Annotated in this window: 20 protein-coding genes; 2 read left to right on the top strand and 18 right to left on the bottom strand. The window is 68.9% G+C overall.

The window, feature by feature from the left end:
• Positions 1–58: 58 nt before the first annotated feature.
• From FKO37_RS26735 to FKO37_RS26655, 17 genes are all read right to left on the bottom strand, one after another.
• Entirely contained in the window at positions 59–1,615 is a 1,557-nt protein-coding gene (locus FKO37_RS26735; RefSeq protein WP_238606247.1) for an ABC transporter substrate-binding protein, read from the bottom strand.
• A gap of 331 nt (positions 1,616–1,946) precedes the next feature.
• The gene (locus FKO37_RS26730; protein ID WP_238606246.1) at positions 1,947–3,122 is read right to left on the bottom strand and encodes an MFS transporter; all 1,176 of its coding nucleotides are present in this window, start codon (positions 3,120–3,122) and stop codon (positions 1,947–1,949) included.
• Entirely contained in the window at positions 3,119–4,507 is a 1,389-nt protein-coding gene (locus FKO37_RS26725; RefSeq protein WP_238606245.1) for an NtaA/DmoA family FMN-dependent monooxygenase, read from the bottom strand. Before FKO37_RS26725 ends, FKO37_RS26730 begins: the two co-directional genes overlap by 4 nt.
• 35 nt (positions 4,508–4,542) lie before the next feature.
• On the bottom strand, positions 4,543–6,066 hold the full coding sequence (locus FKO37_RS26720) for an ABC transporter substrate-binding protein (protein ID WP_238606244.1): 1,524 nt from the start codon (positions 6,064–6,066) through the stop codon (positions 4,543–4,545).
• Between the two features lie 87 nt (positions 6,067–6,153).
• Positions 6,154–7,956 (bottom strand): ABC transporter ATP-binding protein, encoded by a 1,803-nt coding sequence (locus FKO37_RS26715; protein WP_238606243.1) that lies wholly within the window; start codon positions 7,954–7,956, stop codon positions 6,154–6,156.
• Positions 7,953–8,852 carry an ABC transporter permease gene (locus tag FKO37_RS26710; RefSeq protein WP_238606242.1) on the bottom strand — a complete coding sequence of 300 codons (900 nt, stop codon included), beginning with the start codon at positions 8,850–8,852 and terminating at the stop codon, positions 7,953–7,955. The genes FKO37_RS26715 and FKO37_RS26710 overlap by 4 nt, the downstream gene beginning before the upstream one ends.
• Positions 8,849–9,802 carry an ABC transporter permease gene (locus tag FKO37_RS26705; RefSeq protein WP_238606241.1) on the bottom strand — a complete coding sequence of 318 codons (954 nt, stop codon included), beginning with the start codon at positions 9,800–9,802 and terminating at the stop codon, positions 8,849–8,851. Before FKO37_RS26705 ends, FKO37_RS26710 begins: the two co-directional genes overlap by 4 nt.
• Before the next feature lie 194 nt (positions 9,803–9,996).
• Entirely contained in the window at positions 9,997–10,797 is an 801-nt protein-coding gene (locus FKO37_RS26700; protein ID WP_238606239.1) for a RidA family protein, read from the bottom strand.
• 2 nt (positions 10,798–10,799) lie between these two features.
• Entirely contained in the window at positions 10,800–11,186 is a 387-nt protein-coding gene (locus FKO37_RS26695) for a RidA family protein (RefSeq protein WP_238606237.1), read from the bottom strand.
• Between the two features lie 21 nt (positions 11,187–11,207).
• Complete coding sequence (locus FKO37_RS26690; RefSeq protein WP_238606235.1) at positions 11,208–11,762, bottom strand: NAD(P)H-dependent oxidoreductase; 555 nt, start codon at positions 11,760–11,762, stop codon at positions 11,208–11,210.
• A gap of 29 nt (positions 11,763–11,791) precedes the next feature.
• Entirely contained in the window at positions 11,792–13,255 is a 1,464-nt protein-coding gene (locus FKO37_RS26685) for an aldehyde dehydrogenase family protein (RefSeq protein WP_238606234.1), read from the bottom strand.
• The gene (locus tag FKO37_RS26680; RefSeq protein WP_238606233.1) at positions 13,245–13,964 is read right to left on the bottom strand and encodes a TetR/AcrR family transcriptional regulator; all 720 of its coding nucleotides are present in this window, start codon (positions 13,962–13,964) and stop codon (positions 13,245–13,247) included. Before FKO37_RS26680 ends, FKO37_RS26685 begins: the two co-directional genes overlap by 11 nt.
• A 26-nt stretch (positions 13,965–13,990) precedes the next feature.
• Positions 13,991–14,500, bottom strand: a complete 510-nt coding sequence (locus tag FKO37_RS26675) for a flavin reductase family protein (RefSeq protein WP_238606232.1) — start codon at positions 14,498–14,500, stop codon at positions 13,991–13,993.
• 35 nt (positions 14,501–14,535) lie between these two features.
• Positions 14,536–16,002 (bottom strand): aldehyde dehydrogenase, encoded by a 1,467-nt coding sequence (locus tag FKO37_RS26670; RefSeq protein WP_238606231.1) that lies wholly within the window; start codon positions 16,000–16,002, stop codon positions 14,536–14,538.
• On the bottom strand, positions 15,999–16,361 hold the full coding sequence (locus tag FKO37_RS26665; protein ID WP_238606229.1) for a RidA family protein: 363 nt from the start codon (positions 16,359–16,361) through the stop codon (positions 15,999–16,001). The genes FKO37_RS26670 and FKO37_RS26665 overlap by 4 nt, the downstream gene beginning before the upstream one ends.
• 13 nt (positions 16,362–16,374) lie before the next feature.
• Positions 16,375–17,514 carry an LLM class flavin-dependent oxidoreductase gene (locus FKO37_RS26660; protein WP_238606228.1) on the bottom strand — a complete coding sequence of 380 codons (1,140 nt, stop codon included), beginning with the start codon at positions 17,512–17,514 and terminating at the stop codon, positions 16,375–16,377.
• A 45-nt stretch (positions 17,515–17,559) separates the two neighbouring features.
• A complete protein-coding gene (locus tag FKO37_RS26655; protein WP_238606227.1) occupies positions 17,560–18,732 on the bottom strand; it encodes an LLM class flavin-dependent oxidoreductase in 1,173 nt (390 codons plus the stop codon).
• Between the two features lie 206 nt (positions 18,733–18,938).
• Here FKO37_RS26655 and FKO37_RS26650 point away from each other — a divergent pair, with 206 nt between their 5' ends.
• A complete protein-coding gene (locus FKO37_RS26650; RefSeq protein ID WP_238606226.1) occupies positions 18,939–19,613 on the top strand; it encodes a RidA family protein in 675 nt (224 codons plus the stop codon).
• Between the two features lie 26 nt (positions 19,614–19,639).
• A complete protein-coding gene (locus FKO37_RS26645; protein WP_238606225.1) occupies positions 19,640–20,410 on the top strand; it encodes an alpha/beta fold hydrolase in 771 nt (256 codons plus the stop codon).
• A 140-nt stretch (positions 20,411–20,550) separates the two neighbouring features.
• Here FKO37_RS26645 and FKO37_RS26640 read toward each other — a convergent pair whose 3' ends face one another.
• On the bottom strand, positions 20,551–21,765 hold the full coding sequence (locus FKO37_RS26640) for an LLM class flavin-dependent oxidoreductase (protein WP_238606224.1): 1,215 nt from the start codon (positions 21,763–21,765) through the stop codon (positions 20,551–20,553).
• Positions 21,766–21,786 lie beyond the last annotated feature (21 nt).

Genomic DNA, 21,786 nt, shown 5'->3' with positions numbered 1-21,786 from the left:
GTATCCAAAGTGCCCCGCGAGACCCGCGGCCCGCCGTCCGAGCGGGAAACCCCTGCGGCTAAGCCTGCGAGATCTCGGTCCAGTTGTAGCCGTTGAACCGCCCCGAGGCGTCCTGTACGGCCCCGGTGAACTTGTTGCTGCACACGTGCACGGTGTTCTGCCTCCCCCAGGAGATCCACGGACCGTCGTCCCAGACCGTCCTCGACACCTCGTGCATCAGTTCCTGGTACTTCTCCGGGGTCGCGGCCAGGGCCTGCTCGTACAGCGAGTTGACCTTCGGGTTGTCGTACCCGGTGTTGTTGTAGATCCCCTTGCCGGTGAAGACGTACGCCGTGTTCGCGAACATCGTCTCGGTGGAGTCGGAGTCCACTTTGAACTGGGACGTGTAGTAGTCCTGGCCGCCGTAGTACTGGGCCCGGTTCGCCACGATGTCGAGGTTCACCGTGACCCCGGCCGCCTTCGCGTTCTGGACCAGCACGTTCGCGGATTCCACTTGGCCGGTCGCGAGCTGGCAGGTGCGCAGCGTGACCGTCATCCCGTCCTTGCCCGCGGCTTTGAGCAGGGACCGCGCCTGGTCGAGGTCCTGGGCGTGCTGCGGCAGCGAGCCGTCCATGGCCGGGTCGAACTCGTGCCATACGCCGGTGTCGTTGCCGACCGCGCCCTGGCCGTTCCAGGCGACCTTGATCATCTGCGGCCGGTCCACCAGGAGCTTGAACGCCTTGCGCACGCGCGGGTCCTCGAATACCGCGCCCTTGTCGCAGCGCATTTCGAAGACCTGGTAGGCGCCGGACTGCGAGATCAGCACGTTCAGGTTGGGGCGAGCGGAGATCTGCGGCAGCTGCGCCGGGTGCAGTCCGTCGATGCCGTCGATCTGGCCGGACAGCACCGCGTTCGTCCGCGCGGTGGTCGTGTCGGCGAACCCGATGAACTCCAGACCGTCCAGGTAGGGCCGGCCTTCGAGCCAGTAGTTCCCGTGGCGGGTTCCGGTCCAGCGCTGGCCGGGAGTGAAGGAGGTCTGCTTGAACGGGCCGGTGCCGATCGGGCGGTTCGGATCGAAACCGACCGGCATGATCGACGCGTCCGAGGGCGCGAAGGCCCGGCGCAGCTGGGAGTTCGGGCTCTTCAGGGTGAGCCGCAGGGTGCGCTTGTCGAGCTTCTTGATCCCGTTGAGATCGATCGCCCGCATCAGGTTCGACGCCGAACTCGGGCTCTTCGGGTCCAGCAGCCGCTGAATGGTGAAGAGCACATCCTCGACGTCGAGGGTCTTGCCGTTGTGGAACTCGACCCCGTCGCGCAGCCGGATCGTCCACACCGACTGGTTGCTTCCTTCGGGTTCGAAAAGCTCGGCGAGCTGCGGCTGCACCTTGTTCTGGTGATCGGGCGCGACCAGCGTGTTGAACATGGCGAAGCGCAGCTCGTACCCGCTGTTGATGGACAACGGGTCGGCCGACGTGGTGCCCGCGGTCGAAATCGGGGCGAAGCGGAAGGTCCCGCCGCGCTTGCGGGGTCCGGTCGGCGCGCTCGCCGTCCGGACCGCCGGGGTTCCGCTGCAGCCGGCGAGCAGCAGCCCGCCCGCCCCCAGCGCCCCGAGGCGCAAGGCCTGCCGGCGGGTCATTCCTGGAGGAAACGCTTCGGGCATGGGTTTTCACCTCTCGATCGGCGACGCTCACCGCGCGGCGATGAGCCTGGTGCGCCCCCCTGCAACCTGGCTTGCGGTGCTCCGACCCGACCGGCGAACCGTTCCCGGTGCCGGCCGGCCGCCCCGGAAACTCTTCACACCGACCGGTCGGTACCGAGAAGGTAATCGGACCGGACGGCCTAGTCAAGCCGCTGCGGCAGCGGGAATTCCAGCGTTCCGGCGGGCTCGGGCAGCCCGGTGCGGAAGGCACCGGATGCGTGGTTTTCCGGTGTCTCCGCGGGCGGTCTCGTTCTCGGTGCCGTCCGTCTCAGCCTTCTGGTCCAGCCGGTCTTCGCCGCCGGACGAGGGCCAGCGAGGCCAGGAGCAGACCGGTCACCGCGGCACCGGCCGCCACCGCGCCGAGGCTGCCTCCGGCGAGTGCGCCGAGGAGGTTCCCGGCCGCCCACAAGATGTTCGTCAAGCCGAAGGCGAGGCCTTGCTGCAGTCCGACCTGCTGTGCTCCGGCCGAGATCAGCGCGAATCCCGGGACCAGGAAGATCGAGACGGCGGCAGTGAGCGCCACGATCACCAGTGCCATCGGGAAAACCGCCGCCGGGGGCGCGAGCAGGACCGCGAGCGCCGCGGCCAGCAGCAGGCCGATCCGGATCGGGGCCCCGTGGCCGTGCCGGTCGGACGCGCTGCCAGCCAGCCGGGTTACCACCACCTCGGCGAACGCCGCGCACAGGAAGGTCGCGCTGACCACCGCGCCGCTCGCCCCGAGATCGGCGAGTTTGAGCGGCCCGGTGACCGCGACCGTGCCGAACGCGATCCCGGCAGCGGCAACCAGCCAGCCGGGGATAGCGACTTCCGGCCGTCTCACGGCAGACAGCAGGTCTCGCAGCCGCTGCGGGTGGCTTCGCCCGGACGCGCGCTGTCTGGCGACGCCAAGCGCGAGAACGCCGAAAAGCGCTGCCATCGCGGAGAAAACCATCCGGAGCGACGTCAGCTCGGCGAGACCGCCGACGACCGGACCGAGCACGCCGCCCAGCGATCCGGCCGCGAGCCCCATGCTCAGCGTCCTCGCTCTGCGCTGCGCCGGCGCGACCTCGACCAGCCAGGAGAACGCGCCCGCCCAGGCGAGCGTCCCGGCGATGCCCTGCACGAACCGGGTCGCGTCCAGCAGCGCGACCTGTCTCCCGTAGCCCATGCCCACGCTGCCTGCCGCCACGAGCACCAGCGAGATCAGCACCGTGGTGCGCGCGCCGAGCCGGGCGACGAGCATCCCGGCGGGCACCGACCCGGCGATGGACCCGGCCGCGTACAACGCGACGAACAGCCCGGCTTCCGCGTGCGACATGCCGAAATCCGCCACATAACGCGGAATCAGCGGCGTGACGAGAGTCAGCAGCGTTGTTTCGGTGAAGACCACCGCACAGATCAGCCAGACAAGCGGCGGGGATCGGCGCGCATCGTCGGGGCGGTCCACCGAAGCGTCGGGTCTCACCTTCCTCCCGAAGCCGCAGGCCGGCGGTACCCGGCCGCCGGGTGCCGGTCCGGAAGCCGGTCGCCGTAGCCCATGACACGCTGCCGCAGCGTTCCGGGCGCGTACTCGCGCTGGGCGAGTCCGCGCTGCTGCAGCAGGGGAACGACATGGTCGACGAAGTCGGTGAGCGAACCGGGCCGGACATCCATGCCGACCGCCACTCCGCCGACCCCGGCCGCCTGCCAGCGCTCCAACTGGTCGGCGATCTGCTCGGGCGTGCCTACTCCCCCGTGCCGGTCGCCGCGCGGCCGGATCAGATCGCGCAGGGTCGGCGGCCGGTCGGCGGGCAGCGAGCCGATGAGCGACTTCAGCACGCCGGACATGCCGCCGCTCGACCTCGCGCCGGCGAGGAGCTCGGCGACCGGGGCGTCCGGTTCCAGCCCGGTCAGGTCCACGCCGATCGACGTGCTGACGGCGGCGACCTTTCCGGCGAAGTCCGCGTGGCTGTCGAGTTCCTCGGCTTTGCGCCGCGCCTCCGCCTCGGTGCTGCCCACGACGAAACCGGTCGAGATGGTGAAGCAGATGTCGTCCGGACTGCGGCCGGCTCGCGCGGCGAGCCGGCGCACGGCGGCGATGTCCTTGGCCGCCGTCTCCGGATCGGGCGCGGTGATGAACTGCATTTCGGCGTGCCGGGCCGCGAACGCCCGTCCGGCCGGCGAACCGCCCGCCTGCACCAGCAACGGCGTGCGCTGCGGGGTGGCGTAGGTCAGGTGCGGGCCCTGGACCCGGTACCGCTCCCCCGCGTAGTCGATCGGATGCACCTTGCCCGGGTCCACGTACACCCCGGACCGGGCGTCCGCGACGACCGCGTCCTCCTCCCAGGACCCCTCCCACAGCCGGTAGGCCACGTCCACGTACTCCTCGGCCCACCGGTACCGCTCCTCGCGCGGAGGGAGGTCGGCCATGCCGAAATTCCGCGCGACATTCGGGCTGTAGGAGGTGACGATGTTCCAGCCGACCCGGCCGTTCGTGAAATGGTCGAGCGTGCTCGCTTTGCGGGCGAAAGTGAACGGGTGCTCCTGCAGAATGGAACTCGTGAACAGGAACCCGATGTGCTCGGTCGCCGCCGCCAGCGCGGGGATCGCGACCGCCGGGTCCCAGAGGATCAGCCGCCCGTCGCGCACCTCTCTTTCCCGATCGGTCGGGGTGAACCCGCCCATTCCCATCGCGTCCGCGAAGAAGAACGAATCGAGACAGCCGCGTTCGGCCGTCCTGGCCAGCCCGGCCCAGAATTCCAGCTCCGGGACGGTCCGCGGCGGGACGAGGGACGGATCGCGCCAGGCTCCTCCTTCGCCGTCGGTCCAGCCCAGCTCGGTGAACGCGTGAAACGATAGACGACCAGCCATGCGACGCGTGCCTTCCTAGTCGACGGCCCCGCCGGTCAAGCCAGCGAGACGTTCCAGAGCCCGTACTCCGACAGGGAGCCGCCGCCGGCTCCCGCCGTGATTCCGGTGAATTTGCGGTTGAAAGCGCTGAAAACGTTCTGCCGTCCCCATACGAGCCACGGCCCCTCGTCCTGGATGATCCGCGACATCTTCCGCATCGGCGTCTCGTACCCGGCACCGGTGTGTTTCAGCGCCTCTTTGAAGAGGGAATCCACCTCGGGATCGGCGTATCCCGCGGCGTTGTATCCCGAATCGGAAAGCCAGTAGTACTCGGCTCCGCCGTACATCGACATGGTCGACGCGTAATCGATCTGCAGCTGCGCCTTGTAGTACTCGCCGGTGTAGAACTGCGCGTTGTCGCGCACCTGGTCGAGGGTGATCGTCACGCCGATCTTCTTCGCCTGTTCGATCAACACCTGCGCGGTTTCGGTCATGCCCGGCAGCAGCTCCGCCACGCGCAGCGGAACGGTCATCCCTTCCTTGCCCGCTTCCCGCAGCAGCTGCCGTGCCCGCTCGAGGTTCTGCTCGGGCCGCGGCAGGTCCGGCGCGCACGCCGGATCCCATTGCGGGAACACGCCCACGTCGTTGCCGATCGCGCCGTGTCCGGAGTAGACCGTGTTGACCAACTGCTGCCGGTCCAGCATCAGCTTGAACGCCTTGCGCACTCGCGCATCCTCGAACAGCTGTCCTTTGCGGCAGTTCATCGAGACGAACTGGACCGAGCCGGTCTGCGATTCGACCACCGCGACGTTCCGGCTCTGCTTCAGCCGGGGCAGCTGCGAGATCAGCACGTTGTCGATCGCGTCCACCTGCCCGCTCAGCAGCGCGTTGACCGCGGCCACCGGGTTCGCGAGGCTGAGCATCTCGACCCGGTCGAGGTAGGGCGCGGAATCCGGTCGCCAGTAATGCGGGTTCCGGGTGCCCGCCCAGCGCTGGTGCGGGATGAAGCTTTCCTGCCGGAACGCGCCCGTGCCGACCGGGCGCCGCGGGTCGAAGCCGACCGGGACAACGCCGCAGAAGCTCGTGAATCCGTCGGCCAGCTGGGAATTCGGGTACTTCAGCTTGAGCCGCACGGTGCGCTTGTCGAGCTTCGTCAGCCCGGCCGGATCGATCGCGCCCAGCAGCGCGGCGGCCGCGGCGCCGAGCTTCGGGTCCAGGATCCGCCTGATGGTGAACATGACGTCGTCCGCGCCCAGGGTCTTGCCGTTGTGGAACTCGACGCCGTCGCGCACACGGATCGTCCACGTCGACGGGTCGCCCGGCTGCGGCGCGAACTCGTCGGCCAGCTCCAGCTTGAGCTGCTGGTTCGCGTCCCATTTCACGAGCTGGTCGTAGCACGGGAAACTCGACCCGCCGCCCAGCAGTTCCGGGTCCGCGCCGGTGGCTTCGTTGAACGAGGCGCTGGCGAACCGGAAGGAACCGCCTCGTTTCCTCGGCCCCCTCGGCACTCCCGCCGCTTGCGAGTCGGTCTCTGCCGTCGTTCCGGAACAGGCGGTCAGGGTTACCGCCGTAAGTGCCATCCCGCTGAGAAAACCGCGACGGCTCAGCGCCGCCGAAATGCCTCGTTGCATGGTTTCCCGCTCTCCGCGCCGGCTCGCGCCGGGCGCTCACTCGAAACTCAGCGCCGGCGTGTCCTTCAGCAGCGCCTGCGTGTACTCGTGCTGCGGAGCGTCCAGCACCTGGTCCACCGCGCCCTCCTCCACGATCACCCCGGCATCGAGGACCGCGACCCGGTCCGCGATAGCCCGGACGACCGCCAGGTTGTGCGTGACGAACAGCAGCGTCAGGTTCTTCTCCGCGCACAGCCGCTCGATCAGCAGCAGGATCTCGGCCTGAACGGAAACGTCCAGCGCGGAGGTGATCTCGTCGCAGACCAGCAGGCTCGGATCAGTCGCGAGAGCACGGGCGATGGTCACCCGCTGCCGTTCACCGCCGGACAGTTCGGACGGACGGCGCCCCGCCAGGCGCGGGTTCAGGGCGACGTCCTCGAGCAGGCTCTCCACCAGGCGGTCGAGTTCGGCCGGACTGGCGCCGGTGCCGAGCGTGATCAGCGGTTCGGCGATCGAGTCCCGGATGGACCGGCGCGGGTTCAGCGCCTCGGACGCGTTCTGGAAGATGTACTGCACAGCTCGCCGCTCTTCGCGCGATCGGTTTCGTGCGCCGAACCGCAGCGGGCTGCCGCCGACCGTCATCGTCCCGGTCGCCTCGTCGTGCAGGCCCGCGATGCACCGGCCCATCGTCGTCTTGCCCGAACCCGATTCGCCGACCAGTGCGGTCACGAGGCCGCGCGGCACCTCCAGGTTGATGTCGTCGAGGACCCGGTACCCGGAGTACGACGCGGTCAGTTTCCGCACCGACAGGAACCCCTGGCTCGCGTCCTCCGGCGCGCTTTCCCTCGGGGCCAGCGGCGCGCCGACAGCGGGCGAGGTGCGCACGACCTCAGTGCGCCGACACAACGTGGTGTGGCCGTCTTCGAGCAGCACCGGCTTGATCTCGCCCGTGCGGCATTCGGGTTCGGCCAGGTCGCACCGGGCGGCGAAAACGCAGCCCTCGGGCCGTTCGTCCAGCGGGGCGACCCGGCCGCGGACAGAAGTCAGCACCCGCCGCTGGTTCGGGTCGGGGATGACCTGGATCAGCCCGCGGCTGTAGGGATGCCCCGCGTTGCGCACGATCGTGGCCGCCGGGCCCGCTTCGACGAGCCGCCCGTAGTACATGACGCCGATCCGGTCGGCGAGCCCGCCGACCACCGCCAGGTCGTGGCTGACGTAGACGCCCGCGGTCCGGTGCCGCTCGCAGAGCTCCCGCACCGTCCGCAGGACATGTGCCTGGGTCGTGACGTCCAGTCCGGTGGTCGGCTCGTCCAGCACGACGACCTTCGGGTTGCAGAGGAAGCCCATCGCGATGACGACCCGCTGCTGCTGGCCGCCCGAGATCTCGTGCGGGTACCGCCGCAGGAATTCCTTTGTGGACGGCAGGCGAACGTCGTCGAGCATGCGCGCGATCCGTTCCCGTTGCTCCGCGCGGGAATCGACCCCGTGCACCGCCAGCGTTTCGGCGAGCTGCGCGCCGAGGCGGCGGCAGGGGTTGAGCGATGAGAACGGGTCCTGCGGCACGTAGGAGATGAGCTCTCCGCGGCGTTTGCGCAACTCCGCGCCACGCAGGGACAGCATGTCCACTCCGTCGACCAGCACCGAGCCGCCGGTGATGTGGGTGCCGGGACGCGCGTAGCCCAGCAGCGCCGAACCCACCGTGGTCTTCCCAGACCCCGATTCGCCGATGACGCCGAGAATCTGCCCCGGCCGGAGACGGAACCCGATGTCCCGCACGACGTTCACGTCCCGGTCCGCCAGGTCCACCCGCAGGCCCTCGACCTCGATCGCGTGCCGCACCGCCGCCGCGACCGCCGTCATGCCGACTGCCCTCGCCGTCCGCTGATGCCCGCGGCCTGCCCGAACGCGTCGGTCAGCAAGTTCGCCCCGACGGTCACGACCGCGATCGCGGCCACCGGCAGCAGCACCGGCAGCGGATTCGACAGGATCATGGACTGGTTTTCGCTGATCATCATTCCCCAATCGACCGAGGGCGGCTGGCGGCCGAAGCCGAGGTAGGCGAGCGACGCGATGATGCCGATCGACCACGTCACCCGGATCCCGAACTGGACGGTGAGCGGCGCGACGATGCTGGGCAGGATCTCCCGGACGAGGATCCGCCGCCGTGGGACGCCGATCATCTCGGCGTACTGGACGAACCCGCGCCCGATCACCGCCAGCGAACCGCTTTCCACCACGCGCGCCACGTAGGGGATGTGCGAGATCGCGATGGTGAGGACGATGATCCACCAGTTGACGCCGATGATGGACAGGAACAACAGGGCCAGCAGCAGCGACGGGAACGACAGCACGATGTCGAGGATCCGCATGATCACCTGGCCGATCACGCCGCGCCGGTAACCGGCGATCAGGCCGAGGACCACTCCGACGCCGACCCCGACGGCCGTGGCGAGCAACGCCAGCGCCAGGATCACGTTGCCGCCGTTCAGGAACCTGCTGAGCACGTCGCGGCCCAGCCCGTCCGCGCCGAGCGCGGTCCCGTCCCCCGGCAGCGCATACGGCGCGCTGATCAGCTCCGACGGAGAGTGCGGGCTGAAGAAGGGGCCGAGGAACGCCACGGCCGCGACGAGAACGACCAACGCCAGGCCGATCCGTCCTTCCGTCCGGTGCAGCGCTCCTCGCACCAACCCGCCGCGGCGCTTGCGTGAAGCGCTGTCGCTGGCCGCTGGCGCTGGTGCCGTTTGGGTGTCCGTCATCGTGCCCCCTTGCGAAGGGTCGGTGTCATCGCGACCGTGCCGATGTCCGCGACGCTGTTCAAAATCACGTAGACCGCCGCCAGGAGCAGCGCGAGCGCCTGGACGACCGGCAGGTCGCGGCTCTGGATGCCCTGGACGAAGGCGAACCCGATGCCCGGGTACTGGAACACCGTCTCGACGACCACGATCCCGCCGGCGAGGTAGGCCAGCGTCTGCGCGCTGACCTGGAACACCGGACCGGCGATCGCGGGCAGTGCGTGCCGCACGATCACCTGGCGTTCCGGCACGCCCTTCAGCCGCGCCATGGCCACGTAGTCGCTGTCGAGCGTCTCGATCATGCAGGCGCGCACCGTGCGGGCGATGTACGGGAGGCTGACCATCACCAGCGTCAGCACCGGCAGCACGATGGCGTCGAGTTGCGAGAAGAGCGACTGGTCCGGGTCGATCAGCGACACCGCGGGCAGGACGTGCAGCACGTTGGTGGCGAAGAGGGCGACGAAGAGCAGGCAGAACACGAACTCCGGGATCGCCACGATCACCAGCATCACGACGCTCGCGGTGTGGTCGGCGGCGCGGTCCCGGCGGATCGCGGTCAGGATCCCGAGCGCGGTCGCCGCCGGGAGCGCGATCACGCCGGTAACGACCAGCAGCACGAGCGTGTTGACCACCCGGTCGCCGATCAGCGCGCCGACGCTCATGTTCGTCGCCAGCGAATTGCCGAGGTCCCCGTGCAGCAGGTCCTTCAGCCACAGCCAGTACTGCGCGGCGATCGACTGGTCCAAGTGCATCCGGGCGCGGAGGCTTTCGAGCGCCGCGGGCGTCGCCTGCTTGCCGAGCTGGACCAGCGCGGCGTCGCCGGGGAGCGCCTGGGTCGCGGCGAACACGACTATCGAGATGATCACGAGGGTGAGCAGCGCGAACAACACTCGCGCCGCCAGCATGCGCTTCATCGGCTGGTCCTCTCCATCGGGCGGACGTCCGCAGCCGCGATCGGGCGGAGGACGCGGGGACCGGCGGGCGGCCGGAGGGACGGTGCGGAGCCGGATCCCGGTGCCAGCACTACATACGTACCAGTTGGTTTGGACAGAAGCTACTTCGTGTTTCCGCAGGTGTCAACGGGCGGACATCTGTGGGAACGGACCCGTTACGTGGCTGTGTTCGGCGCTTCCGGCGCCATCGCCACCGCGTCGATGACTACGCGGGCTTCACCGTCCACTCGGGTCACTTGGGTCAGCCGCGGCGGGCACGGGCCCGGTGCGAGCCGCTCGTCGAACGCCGCCCAGAACTCGGCGCGGTCGTCGTCGGAGGTCAAATAGCAGTTGAATTTCACGAGATCCGCGAAGCCACCGCCGGCTTCCTCCAGTGCCGCAGCCAGCCGGTCGAGGCAGATCCGGGTCTCGTCGGCCACAGTCGCGGCTTCCGGCACTCGTTGCCCGGTCTTCCAGTCCAGTGCGGCGGCTTCGGCGAAGACGAGACCGCCGGCCACGACTCCCATCGAGCGGCCCAGCTGGTCGCTGTCGAAGAAAGCGGGATTGACCGTGCTCCGCGCGCCGGAAGGCTTGACCGCCACTACCTCGATCTCCACGCGGCAGTCGCCCGCGAGCCCCGCCACAATGGCCAGGCACTTCGGATACGGGCCCGGGGCGAAGGTTTCGCGGAAGGCCTCGCGGAATTCCGCACGGTACTGGTCGTCGGACAGGTAGCAGTTCACCTTTACGACGTCGGCGAGCGTGCATCCGGCCAGTTCCAGCGTTTTCCGGATGCCGGAGAAGCTGATCCGCAGTTCGTCGGCGATGGTGACCGCCTCGGCCTCGCGCGTGAGCGTGGTCAGGTCGAGGGCCATCCCGCCGAGATAGATCAGATCGCCGATGACCGCCGCCCCGCCGAGGCCGAACTTGCGCCGCAGTTCCGGGTCGCTGCCGGGGTAAGTCAGGAAAGTGGGCACATTCAGTCCTTACCGTCGGTGTCCGGGAGTACCGCGATGGCGTCGACCTGCACACGGCAGTCGCTCACCAGGTCCATGCGCACCATCGCGCGCGACGGGTACGGCCCGGGGTCCAGCAGGTCGCGCCACGCGGCGGCGAATTCGAGCCGGTAGGCCTCCTCGCTGACGAAACAGGTGACCTTCGCCAGATCCCGCAGCGTGCAGCCGGCCTCGGCGAGAGTGCGTTCGATCCGGTCGAGGATGACCCGGGTCTCGTTCTTGATCGTGTCCGCTTCGGACACTCGTTTCCGCGTGCCGAGGTCGATGGCCGTCGCGGCGGTGAAAACCATGTTCCCGGCGACGGTCCCCGCCGCTATCCCGGCGGCGTTGGTACTGAGCAGTTGTCGCATTGCTCGCCTTTCGTTCGATGGTCAAGCGTTCGGAGTCACGTTCCGGAGCCCTTCGGACGCCGCGATCGCCCTGGCCAGCTCAACCAAGGCGATCCCCTGGGTACGGGCCTGGCCGGCGCGCTCTTCGGTGAGGGTCTGGCCCGGGGTGTAGCTCTCGGCGTTCAGGTACAAGCCGGGCGAAACGACGTGCGCGCCGAAGAAATCGACCAGCACCCCGCGCATCGCTTGCAGCCCGAGGAAATGGTGGTCGCTGCCCGCCGTCGCGACGATCGCCGCTGCCCGAGCCGTCAGCGGCGCGTCCTGGGTGCCGTGCTCGCCGCGCGGCGTGACGTCGAGCAACGCCTTGAACGGGGACGCGTACGACGCGCGGTACATCGGCGCGCCGAACACGAACGCGTCTGCCGCTGCCATCCGCGCTACGACTTCGGCCAGGTCGTCATGCTCCCCCAACTGGATCAGTTCGGTGTCCGCCCCGGCGGCCGCCGCACCGTCCAGCACCGTCCGCAGTGCCGTCGCGGTCCGGCCGCCGACACTCGGCGAGCAGCTGATGGCCAGCACTCTGATCTGGTCAGGCACTGGAGCACCTCCGGTTTCTGCGCTGCCGCTCACCACCGCGACAGCACGAGCTTGTGGTCGGTGTAGAAGTCGAGCGGCCCGTCCCCGCAGATGTGCAGGTCGCCGTAGAACGACGAGCCGCTGCCGCCCATGGTGAAGTTCATCGGGGGCGCGGGGAACGTGTTGATGCCGACGTTGCCCGCGGTCGACCGCTGCTCGAACTCCCGCGCGGTGGAGCCGGAGCGGGTGTAGACGGTCGCGGCATTGCCGAATTCCGTGTCGTTGGCCAGCGCGACCGCGTCGTCGAATGAGGCCGCGCGGTGGATGTTCACGATCGGACCGAACGTCTCGTTCCGGTCGAGGTCCGAACCCGGCTCGACGTCGACAAGCACGCTGGGGCCGATGAAGTACCCGTCCGGGCCGCCGCTGGACGGCCGCACTCCGCGCCCGTCCAGGACTGCCTTCGCTCCCCCGCTGACTGCCGCGTCGACGGCGGCTTCGAGACGCTCCTTGCTCTGCGCGGAAACCACCGGGCCCATCGTGGTGCGTGGGTCGAGACCGCTGCCGACGACGAGCTTCGACGCTCGCGCCGCGACTAGGTCGACCAACGTGTCGTAGACGCTTTCCGCGGCGATGACGCGGGTGTCGGCGAGGCAGCGTTGCCCGGCCATCCCGAAGACCGACGAGACGATGCCGGTCGCCGCGCGTTCCAGGTCGGCGTCCTCGGCGACCACGATCGGATTCTTGGCCCCGCCGTTCGCCTGCACCCGTTTGCCCTGCGCCGCGGCGGCCGCGTAGATCGAGCGCGCGGTCGGGGTCGAGGTGATGCACGAGACGGCGGCGACCTCGGGGCTGGCGATGAGCCGCTTGACCGCGTCCGCCCGGCCGTGCACCAGGTTCAGCACGCCGGGCGGCAGCTCGGCTTCTTCGAGGATCTTGATCAGGTGAGTGGACGCGTACGGGTCCTGTTCGGACACTTTGAGCACGAGCGTGTTGCCGCACACGAGCGCCCAGGCCGCGAACTGCCCGGGGTTCATCACCGGGAAATTGGACGGCGTGACCGCGGCGCACACTCCCAGCGGGATCCGGACCCGGCGCGCGTCGAGACCCGCGGCGATATTTCCGCTGCCCGACTGGAAAATCATCGGTGCCGCGGCGGCGCAGTCGATCGCGTCGACGAGCCGGGTGACCTCGCCGCGCGCCTCGTCCAGTGTCTTGCCCTGATCCAGCGAGACGGTCTCGGCGAGAGCCTCCGCGTCCCGCTGCACCAAGGCCCGGAATCGGGAGATATACGCGACCCGGCGGCTCAGCGACAGCGCCGACCACGAGCCGAAGGCGTCCGCGGCGGCCCGGACCGCGTCGTCCACATCGGACTCGCTGGCTGCGGCGACCTCGCCGAGCCTGGCCCCGGTCGCCGGGTCGAAGACGTCGATGGCCTCCGTTCCCGCGCCAGTGCGCCACTGCCCGCCGATGAACTGCCTCGGTTCGGGACGTTGTGCTGTTTCAGAAACCATCGTGACCTCGTTCCCGTTGTGCTCGACCGTTGAGAACCGGCTGGTGGGCATCCGCCGGTTGAAAGGCGCCGCCGCGCTCGGAGACCGGGAGAGTGCCGTTGCCGAGCCCGTCGACAATCAGTGCGCCGAACGCTTCGCCCACGTGCCGCGGAGTCACTGGCCCCAACGGATCGAGCCAGTGACAGGCCCACGCGCCGACGCCGATCACCGCGAAGGCGAGCAGCTTCGGCGGCGCGATCGGAGCGAACTCGCCTTCCGCGATCCCCTTCTCGACCACCTCGGTGACCAGCCGCTCGAACTCGGCCCGCTTGCGCCGGACCGCGGCGAACGTCCCGCTCGACAGGAACCGGTACTCCTGCATGAACACCGCGATTTCGGCCCGGTAGCGGCTGACCGGTTCGATCAGGACCTCGACCATGATCCGGCGCATCAGCTCCGCCGGAGGGTCGCCGCTGTCGATAACCGCGCGCAGCAACTCCAACTGGTGGTCGACGAACCGGTCGTGGACCTCGTGCAGCACGTCTTCCTTGGTTTCGAAATGGTGGTAGAACGCGCCCTTCGTCAGCCCGGCGCCGGCCACGATCTCCTGGACCGATGTCGCGTGGTAACCGTGTCGCTCGAACAGCCGCACCGCGCTGTCGAGCAGGAGCCGGCGCGTGCCGTCCGGATCGCGGACCGCGCGGGTCTTCTTTCGGCCTCGGGCCGGCATCGGCTGCCTCCTGGACGGTGGGGTGCTCAGCGCGAAGCCGCACCGAGATCGAGGTACTCGCCGGTGAAGAACCGCCGCCGGGCGTAGGCGAGGGCATGCGAGCTGTCGTCGACCGCGCCCTCGACCACCGAGCCGACGACGATGATGTGATCGCCTGCCGGAACCGCCTGCTCGACCCGGCACACCACGTGCGCGGCGGCCGCGTCGAGCAGGATCGGGCCGCCGGTCCCACCCTCGGGACGGACCCATCGGTGCCCGTCGAACTTGCGGTCGGATTTGGTCGCGAAATGCAGCGCGACCGGCTCGCGACCGGTCGCGAGATAGTTGATGGTGAAGGCGTTCGTCTCTTCGATCGCGGCCAGCGTGTTCGAACCCCGGTCGAGGCACGCCAGCGCGAGCGACGGGGCGAGCGAAACGGAGCAGACCGCCGAGACGGTCAGGCCGTAGGGCTGCCCGTCGGCGCCCATGGCCGTGACCACCGCGGCTGGACCGGGCGCAGCCGCCATAATCGTCTTGAACGTGGGTAGGTCGATCATCTCGCTCCTCGCCGTCGGGTCGGGCGGGCCGGTTTTCAGCCCACGTGTGCGATCACGGTCTTGAGTTCGGTGTAGATGTCTTCCATCGGATAGCGGCCCTGGGTGCGGCCGATGCCGCTGAGCTTCCCGGCGCGGCCGCCGAAGGGCAGGTGGACCTCGGCGCTGGAGGTGCTCGTGTTGACGTTCACGGTTCCGGCCGGGGCCTTCTCCGCGAATCGCAACCCCCGTGCCAAGTCCTTTGTGTACACAGCGGCGGAAAGCCCGTACGACGACGCCTGCATGATCCGCAGCGCTTCGGCTTCCGACTGGATCCGCTGCAGCGGCGCGATCGGCCCGAACGTCTCCTCGACCGCCACCGGCATCGCTTCGGTCACCTCGGCGAGCACGGTGGGCCGCCAGTACAACTCTGTCGGGAATCCCGTCGCGCGTTCGCCGCCGAGCAACACCTTCGCGCCGCCCGCGACGGCGGACCGCACGTGCTCGTCGAGCTTTCCCGCCAGCACCGCGTTGTTCACCGGCCCCATCGTCGTGTCCGCGGCGAACGGGTCGCCCAGTTTGATGTCGCGGCGCACGGCGGCGGTGAACTTCTCGGCGAATTCGTCGTAGATCGCTTCGTGGACCAGGAACCGGCCGGCGGCAATGCAGTTCTGCCCGGCGCAGTAGTACGTCGACGAGACGGAACCGGGGATCGCCAGTTCGAGGTCGGCGTCGTCGAGCAGGACGGTCGGCCCGTTGCCGCCGAGTTCGATCAGCTGCGCCTTGCCCGCCGCGCGCCGCGCGACCCGCAGCCCGGTCGGCACCGAGCCGGTGAACGCCACCACCTGGACGTCCGGATGTCCGCTCAGCGCGTCGCCGACGACCGCGCCCTGCCCGGTCACCAGGTTGAACACGCCCTCGGGCAGGCCCGCGTCGAGCAAGCAGCGCGCGAATTCGTAGCAGGTCAGTGTCGTGGTCGGCGCGGGCAGGGTCACCACGGTGTTCCCGGAGGCGAGCGCGGGCGCGACCTGGCCGGCGAGCGTGCCGAGGGGGAAGTTCCACGGTCCGATCGCGGCCACGACCCCGCGCGGCACCCGGGTGATCAGCACACGCTTCTTCGTGTCAGCCATCTGCGGGAGAATCCCGTCGAGCCGCTTGGCGCATTCGATCGCACTGTGGAAGTAGTCGATCGTTTCGTCGACCTCGCCGAGCGCTTCCACCCGGTACGGCTTGCCCTGCTCGTACGCGAGCAACCGGCCGAGGTCTTCCCGGCGCTCGGCGATCACCTCGACGGCGCGTTCGAGGAACCGGATCCGCTCGAACACCGACGTCTCGGCCCACGCCTCGAACGCGTCTCCGGCGGCCGCGACGGCCGTCTCGACGTCCGCCGGGGCGCCGAGCGCGAAGCTGCCGAGAATCTCGCCAGTCGCCGGGCTGATCGCGTCCTGCCGTTCGGAACCGGCCGACGCGACCGGGCGGCCGCCGATGAGCGGACCGGCCTCGACGGAGATCGCGGTGGCGGTCATGCGGCGGCCTCCGGCCGGACGGCGGTGGCGTCGAGGTGGACGCGACGCCCGCCCGGGATCCCGACCACCTGGGTGATGCGCACCAGCCGCACCTCGAGCGACGTGAACCGCGCGTCCCAGGTCTGCCAGAACTCGCTCCGGTAGCTGTCTTCGGACAGGTAGCAGTTCACTTTGACGAGATCGCCCAGGCCGCAGCCCAGGCGTCCCAGGGTGTTTTCCAGGCGGTCGAGGCACAGCGTCGTCTCGTCGGCGACCGACGCAGGCGCGGAACCCGCGGCGGAAGCGGTCGCGAAGACGAGCCGTCCGGCGAGGACCGCCGCCGAACCCTCGTCGGTACCGGGATCGAGAAAGGTAGTCATGTCCGTCCTTGAGTCAGCGGTTTTCGGCGGCCTTGCGCACGACGGGAAGGACCTCGTCGGCCAGCAGCCGCAGGGTCTTCTCCAACTGCTCGTCCGACACCCGGCCGAGCGCCAGCGACCAGTGCTCGATCCCGTAGTCGCGGTGCATCCGGATCATCCGCTCGGCCACCGTGTCCGGGGAGCCGACGAGCAGGTAGTCGCGGTCCATCATCAGGTCGAACGGCTTCATGGACTCGAACTTCGGATCGTTCGGGTCCTCGTCCTCCTCCAGCCACTCCCCCAGCCCGCGGACCCGTTTGATCAGGTTGAACCGGACCCCGACCTGGTCCTCCATCATTTCCCGGGCTTCCGCGTCGGTCGCCGCCACGCAGGTGTCGCGGACCAGCACGCACGGACCCGGCATGTAGGACGGCGCACCGCCGTGCTCCGCGGCCACCTCGGCGTAGGCGGCGCCCAGTTTTTGCGCACGCCGCGGGGTCGAATGCGACGTGATGATCCCGAGCCCCTGCCGCGCCGCGGAGCGAAACCCTTCCAGCCCTTGCGAAACCGCGTACAACGGTGGCGTCGGCGTTTGCAGCGGCTGCGGGATCACCGAGAGGCCGGTCAGGTATCCGTCACTGTCGTGATAGGACTCGTAGGCTTTCGCTGGCCACTTCATCTTCGGCCGCGGGATCTGGAATCGCTCCGACTGCCACCGGAACGGGTCCTCCGTCCACGCGGCCCGCACCATCGCGAGGTGCTCGTCGAAAATGGCGCGGGACTTCGCCTCGTCCGCCCGGTCGGCGTCCGGGTTCAGGTTCACGATCTCGCCGGCCAGGATACCGCGCGAGAACGCGACGTCGACCCGGCCACCGCTGAAGTGGTCGAGCATGGCGAGGTCCTCCGCCAGCCGCACCGGATGCCACAGCGGCAGCGAAACCGCCGCCATGCCCAGCCGGATCTGCGACGTCCGGGCCGCCAGGTCCGCGCACATCAGCACCGGGTTCGGCAGCTGATCGGTGCCCTCCGCGTCGAAATGGTGCTCGCCGAGCCACATCCCGTCGAAGCCCAGCTCGTCGGCGAGCACCACCCTGCGGCGGACCTCCTCCAGCAGATCCGACCACGCCCGCTCCCGCCCCTGGTTCGCGAGCACGTAGAACACGTCAAACCGCATACCGACCATCCCTCACGACCGCACTAATGGGTTCTTCCGGCGCGTTCACGGCATCAGTCCGATGCCGGGCGCGCCCTCGTCTTCACCGTCGCCTGCCACCGCCACCGCTTTCCGCGGCGGCCCTTTGTCATACGTGACACCGATATCGCCGCCCACGTCGTGGTCCTTCAGCGCGGGCAGCACCTCCTTGGAAAGAAGCGTGAAGTTGGCGTCGGCGATGTCCTCCGGCATCCCGCCGTACGCCGGGACCATCAGCACGCCGCCGGCGTCGAGCCGGTCGACGTATTCGAGGATCTTCGCCGTGACCTGGTCCGGCGTGCCCCACACCTGCAGGTCGGCGAGAAAGCTGCTGAAGCCCTCAATGCCGTGTTTCGCGATGTTGCGGCTCAATCCCGCGTAGTACTCGTAGCCCTCGATCTCGGCGAAACCCACGTTGTCGAACTCGTAGTGCTTCACCGTCGACAGCGCGTAATTCTGCAGATAGTGCTCGCGGATGTGCTGTGCCTTCGCCTCGGTAGGCGCAGCGCCGACGAAAAGCGCGATGACCGGCTTGGGCGGCTCCGTCCCGTTGATCTCGACGAACCGGCGGCGGTAGGCAACCAGCTCTTGTTCGACGGTGTGCCACGGCTTTTGCGCGATCACCATGATGCCGATCCCGAGCCGAGCGACCAAGTCGATCGATTCGGGTGAGATCGCGGACGCGAAGGTCCGGCCGCGGAAGCTCGCGTACGGCTCGGGACGGATCTCGACGCGCGGCTGCTGGTAAAGCTCGCCGTCGTACTCCATCACCCCGGTCTCCAGCCCCGCGGTGACCGCCTCGGTGTATTCGGTGAACAGCCGGCGGGAATTCCCCATCTCGACCCGGAAGCCCTCGAACTCGACCCGGCCGAGCCCGCGTCCGATGCCGAGCAGCGAGCGGCCCGCGGACAAGTGGTCGAGGAGGGTGAAGCTCTCCGCGACGCGGACCGGATCGTGCCACGGCAGCACCGACACCATCGTCCCCAGCCGCAGCCTGCTCGTCTGGCCCGCCAGCCACGAGAGGAACTGCGGCACGTTGGGCGTCATGTCGTAGTCGGTGAAGTGGTGCTCCGGAGTCCACACCGAGTCGAAGCCCGCCGCCTCCGCCTCCAGCGCATAGCGGGTCTCGTGCCGATAGACCTCGGCATCGCTCCGGCTTCGCCCGAGATTCTGGAAAATCAGTGAAAGACCCGTGTGCATCGAGACCGCCCTGTCGTTCCGGCGCAGCTAGTTCCGACTAGTCGGTATGACACTAGGGACGCGATACGCGGGAAGTCAATACCGCACAGCGAAGCTTGCATACCGTCCGGTCGGTTGCATAGGGTGCCGGGCAAGGACTGGTCCGGCTGGAGGCGCGCGACGCCTCGCCCGGCCAGCCGCCCGACGACCCGGCAAGGAGTTCGATCGTGACGCGATTCCTCAGTTCCGAAGGCACAGAAAGCGCCTCGCCCGGCGCGGCGAGCCATGGATTCGTCTTCGCCTCCGCTGCGGGCTCCGGCCAAGTTGGAGCCACCGTCGCGGACGAAACCCGCGACTGCGTCGAGCGAATCGTCTCGACGCTCGCCTCGGCTGGGCGCAGCCTGGCGGGCATCGTGAAGGCGAACCTGTGGGTCTCCGACGACGCTCTCGTTGACGAGGCAGTCGCCGCATACCGCGCAGCGCTCGGGCCGGATTGCCACCCGGTGCGGTCAGTTCTCGTCGCCGGTGTGCCCGGCGACGGTCGTGTGGCTGTTGATGTTGTTGCCGCACAACCGGATGCCGTCGATGCGCCGTTCACCTACGCGTCCAGCCTCGCGATCGACGTCGCGACGATGCGCCGCGTCCCCGAGGCGTCCACCATCACCGGGGAGACAGCAGTGGTCTTCCAGCGCATCGGGAAACAGCTCGAGGCGGCCGGCCTGGGTGTCCAGGACATCGTCAAGACGACGACGTACGTGCGCGACGAGTCCTATCTCGAGGAATTCGAACGTGCGTACCGGGAAATCTTTGCCCCCCAGCAGCTTCCGGCCCGCTGCACTGTGCTGCTCGGCCTCGCCGGAGACTGCCGCATCCAAATCGAGGCAACCGCCGCGGCTGCGTGACCTTCCCCGACCGAAAAGGAGTTTCGATGCTGCTGAAGACCTATGAATGGGGCAACCCCGACGGCCAGCCGGTGGTCCTGGTGCACGGGGTGGGCTCGCACGCCGGGAGCTGGCGTCGCGTGGTCGAAGAGCGCTGGGGCAAGAAGTTCCGGATCGTCGCGTTCGATCTGCGCGGCCACGGCCATTCCGGCTGGGAACCGCCGTGGACGCACGCCACCTACGTCGACGACCTGATCGAATCGGTCGACGCACTGGGCCTGGACCGCCCGGACTGGGTCGGCCGCTCGTTCGGCGGCAGGCTGATGCTCAACCTCGCCGCCCGCCACCCCGAGCGGATCCGGCGGCTGGCGCTGCTGGAACCGGTCATCCGGATCTCCGCGGAACTCGCCCGGCACCGCGCCGAGCAGGAATTGACCGGCGGCGAATGGAATTCGTTCGAGGAGTTCGCGGCCAGCCGGGAAAACCTGGGTCCGGACGTGGACCTGGACCAGTTCAAAGCAGAACTGGCCGACGAATTCGACACCCTGCCGGACGGCCGGCTGAAACGACGCACCAGCCAAGCCGCGGTCGTGTCCATCTTCAGCGAATTCGCCGCGGCGGCGCCTCCCCCGGAAACCCTCACCGTACCGGCCATGCTGCTGTACGCACCAGCCTTCGGCCTGGTCACTCCCGAACAGGTGGCGGCATATCGTCCTTACGTGCAGCGGATCGTCGAGGTTCCCGGGCTGCACCAGATCCTGACGACCGCGTTCGACGAAACCGCGGACGCGGTCGAACAATTCCTGCTCGCAGGGTGACGCTGAGGCGCGTCTGCCCAGCTCACCGCATCCCCATGTCTGTGAGGGAGCCCTCAGGGAATCTGATTCCCTGAGGGCTCCCTCACAGACCGCGAACCCGTGCCCACGCCCGGCGTCCCCTTTGGACCGGGCATGGACCGTCAGTCGTTCCGAAGTCCCCGCTCCCGCAACCGCGGCAGCAGATGATCCCGCATCTGCTCCACTCCGCGGTGCGGATCGAAGAAGCACAGCGCCACCTGCCCCACCCCGGCCTCGTACAGCCCGGCCAGCTTGTCCGCGACCGTGTCGTACGAGCCGAACAGCTGGTACCCGTGCATTCCCAGCCCGAACTGCGTGTACCGGTCCTTCCCCAGCCCGAGGTACCGGTCCTCCAGATCAGCCTCCGGCCCGAGCCCGGTCCGGATGATGTGGTTGCGCAGCGCCTCCCGGTCGATCTCCTCGGCCATCCACCGGACCTTCTTCTCCGCCTCGGCGTCCGTTTCCTCCATCACGACGTAGCACATCGCGCAGACCCGCACCTTGCGTCCGTACTGTCCGGCCGCCGCGTGGATCTTCTCCGCTTTCGTCCGGTACTCGTCCAGGCTGCCGCCTGTCACATTGCTGGCGATGAACATCAGATCGCATTGCCGGGCCGCGTAATCGAACCCGATGTCCGACTGCGCCGCGCTCATCAGCAACGGACGCGGCGACGAGGCGGGCCGCGGATTGACTTGCGCGCCGTAGGCCTGGAAGTACTTGCCCTCGAAGTCGATCGGGTGGTCGGAGGTCCACAGGTACTTCAGCAGCGTCGTGAATTCGTCGGCGACCTCGTACTTCTGCTCCCGGGTGGGCTTGTCGCCGATGCCGAACTGGGCGTAGTCGTTGGCGTTGGTCGACGCGATGATGTTGACACCCAGCCGTCCGCCCGCGACGTGGTCGGTCGCCGAAGTGATCTTGGCCAGCCAGAGCGGGTGGACGCCGTAGCCGACGTGGAAGGTCGTGAGCAGCCCGAGGCGGCTGGTGACTGCGGCGGCCGCGGCGGGTGCGGTGGCGAAGTCGAGCGCCGCGTCGTTCCAGCCGATGTCGCCGCCGTATCCGCTCCACATCCCGTACTGCAGCTGGCTGTCGAAGCCGGCCGCTTCGGCGCTCTGCAGCAGCTTCGAAGCCGACGGCCATTCCCAGAAGTCCCGGAGCCGCGCCGGATCGCTCAGCACCGCCTTCGTTGCCGACAGGCCCGACCGGACGTTCCAGGCGAACAATGACAGGTGCAGCGGGTGGTCCCCGGAGAGGTCCGGCTGGCCGCCCGGGTCGAACGGGCCGCGCAGGACCTCCGCCTTTTCGGTCTCGGACTTGAGCTGTCGGATCGACTCGGGCATTTCGCCTCCTGGGTATGAGTT

Origin of the sequence: Amycolatopsis sp. Poz14 (assembly GCF_006704225.1) — a bacterium.
In the GTDB taxonomy this organism is placed as follows: domain Bacteria; phylum Actinomycetota; class Actinomycetes; order Mycobacteriales; family Pseudonocardiaceae; genus Amycolatopsis; species Amycolatopsis nivea.
This window is presented reverse-complemented; position numbering and strand designations above follow the sequence as displayed.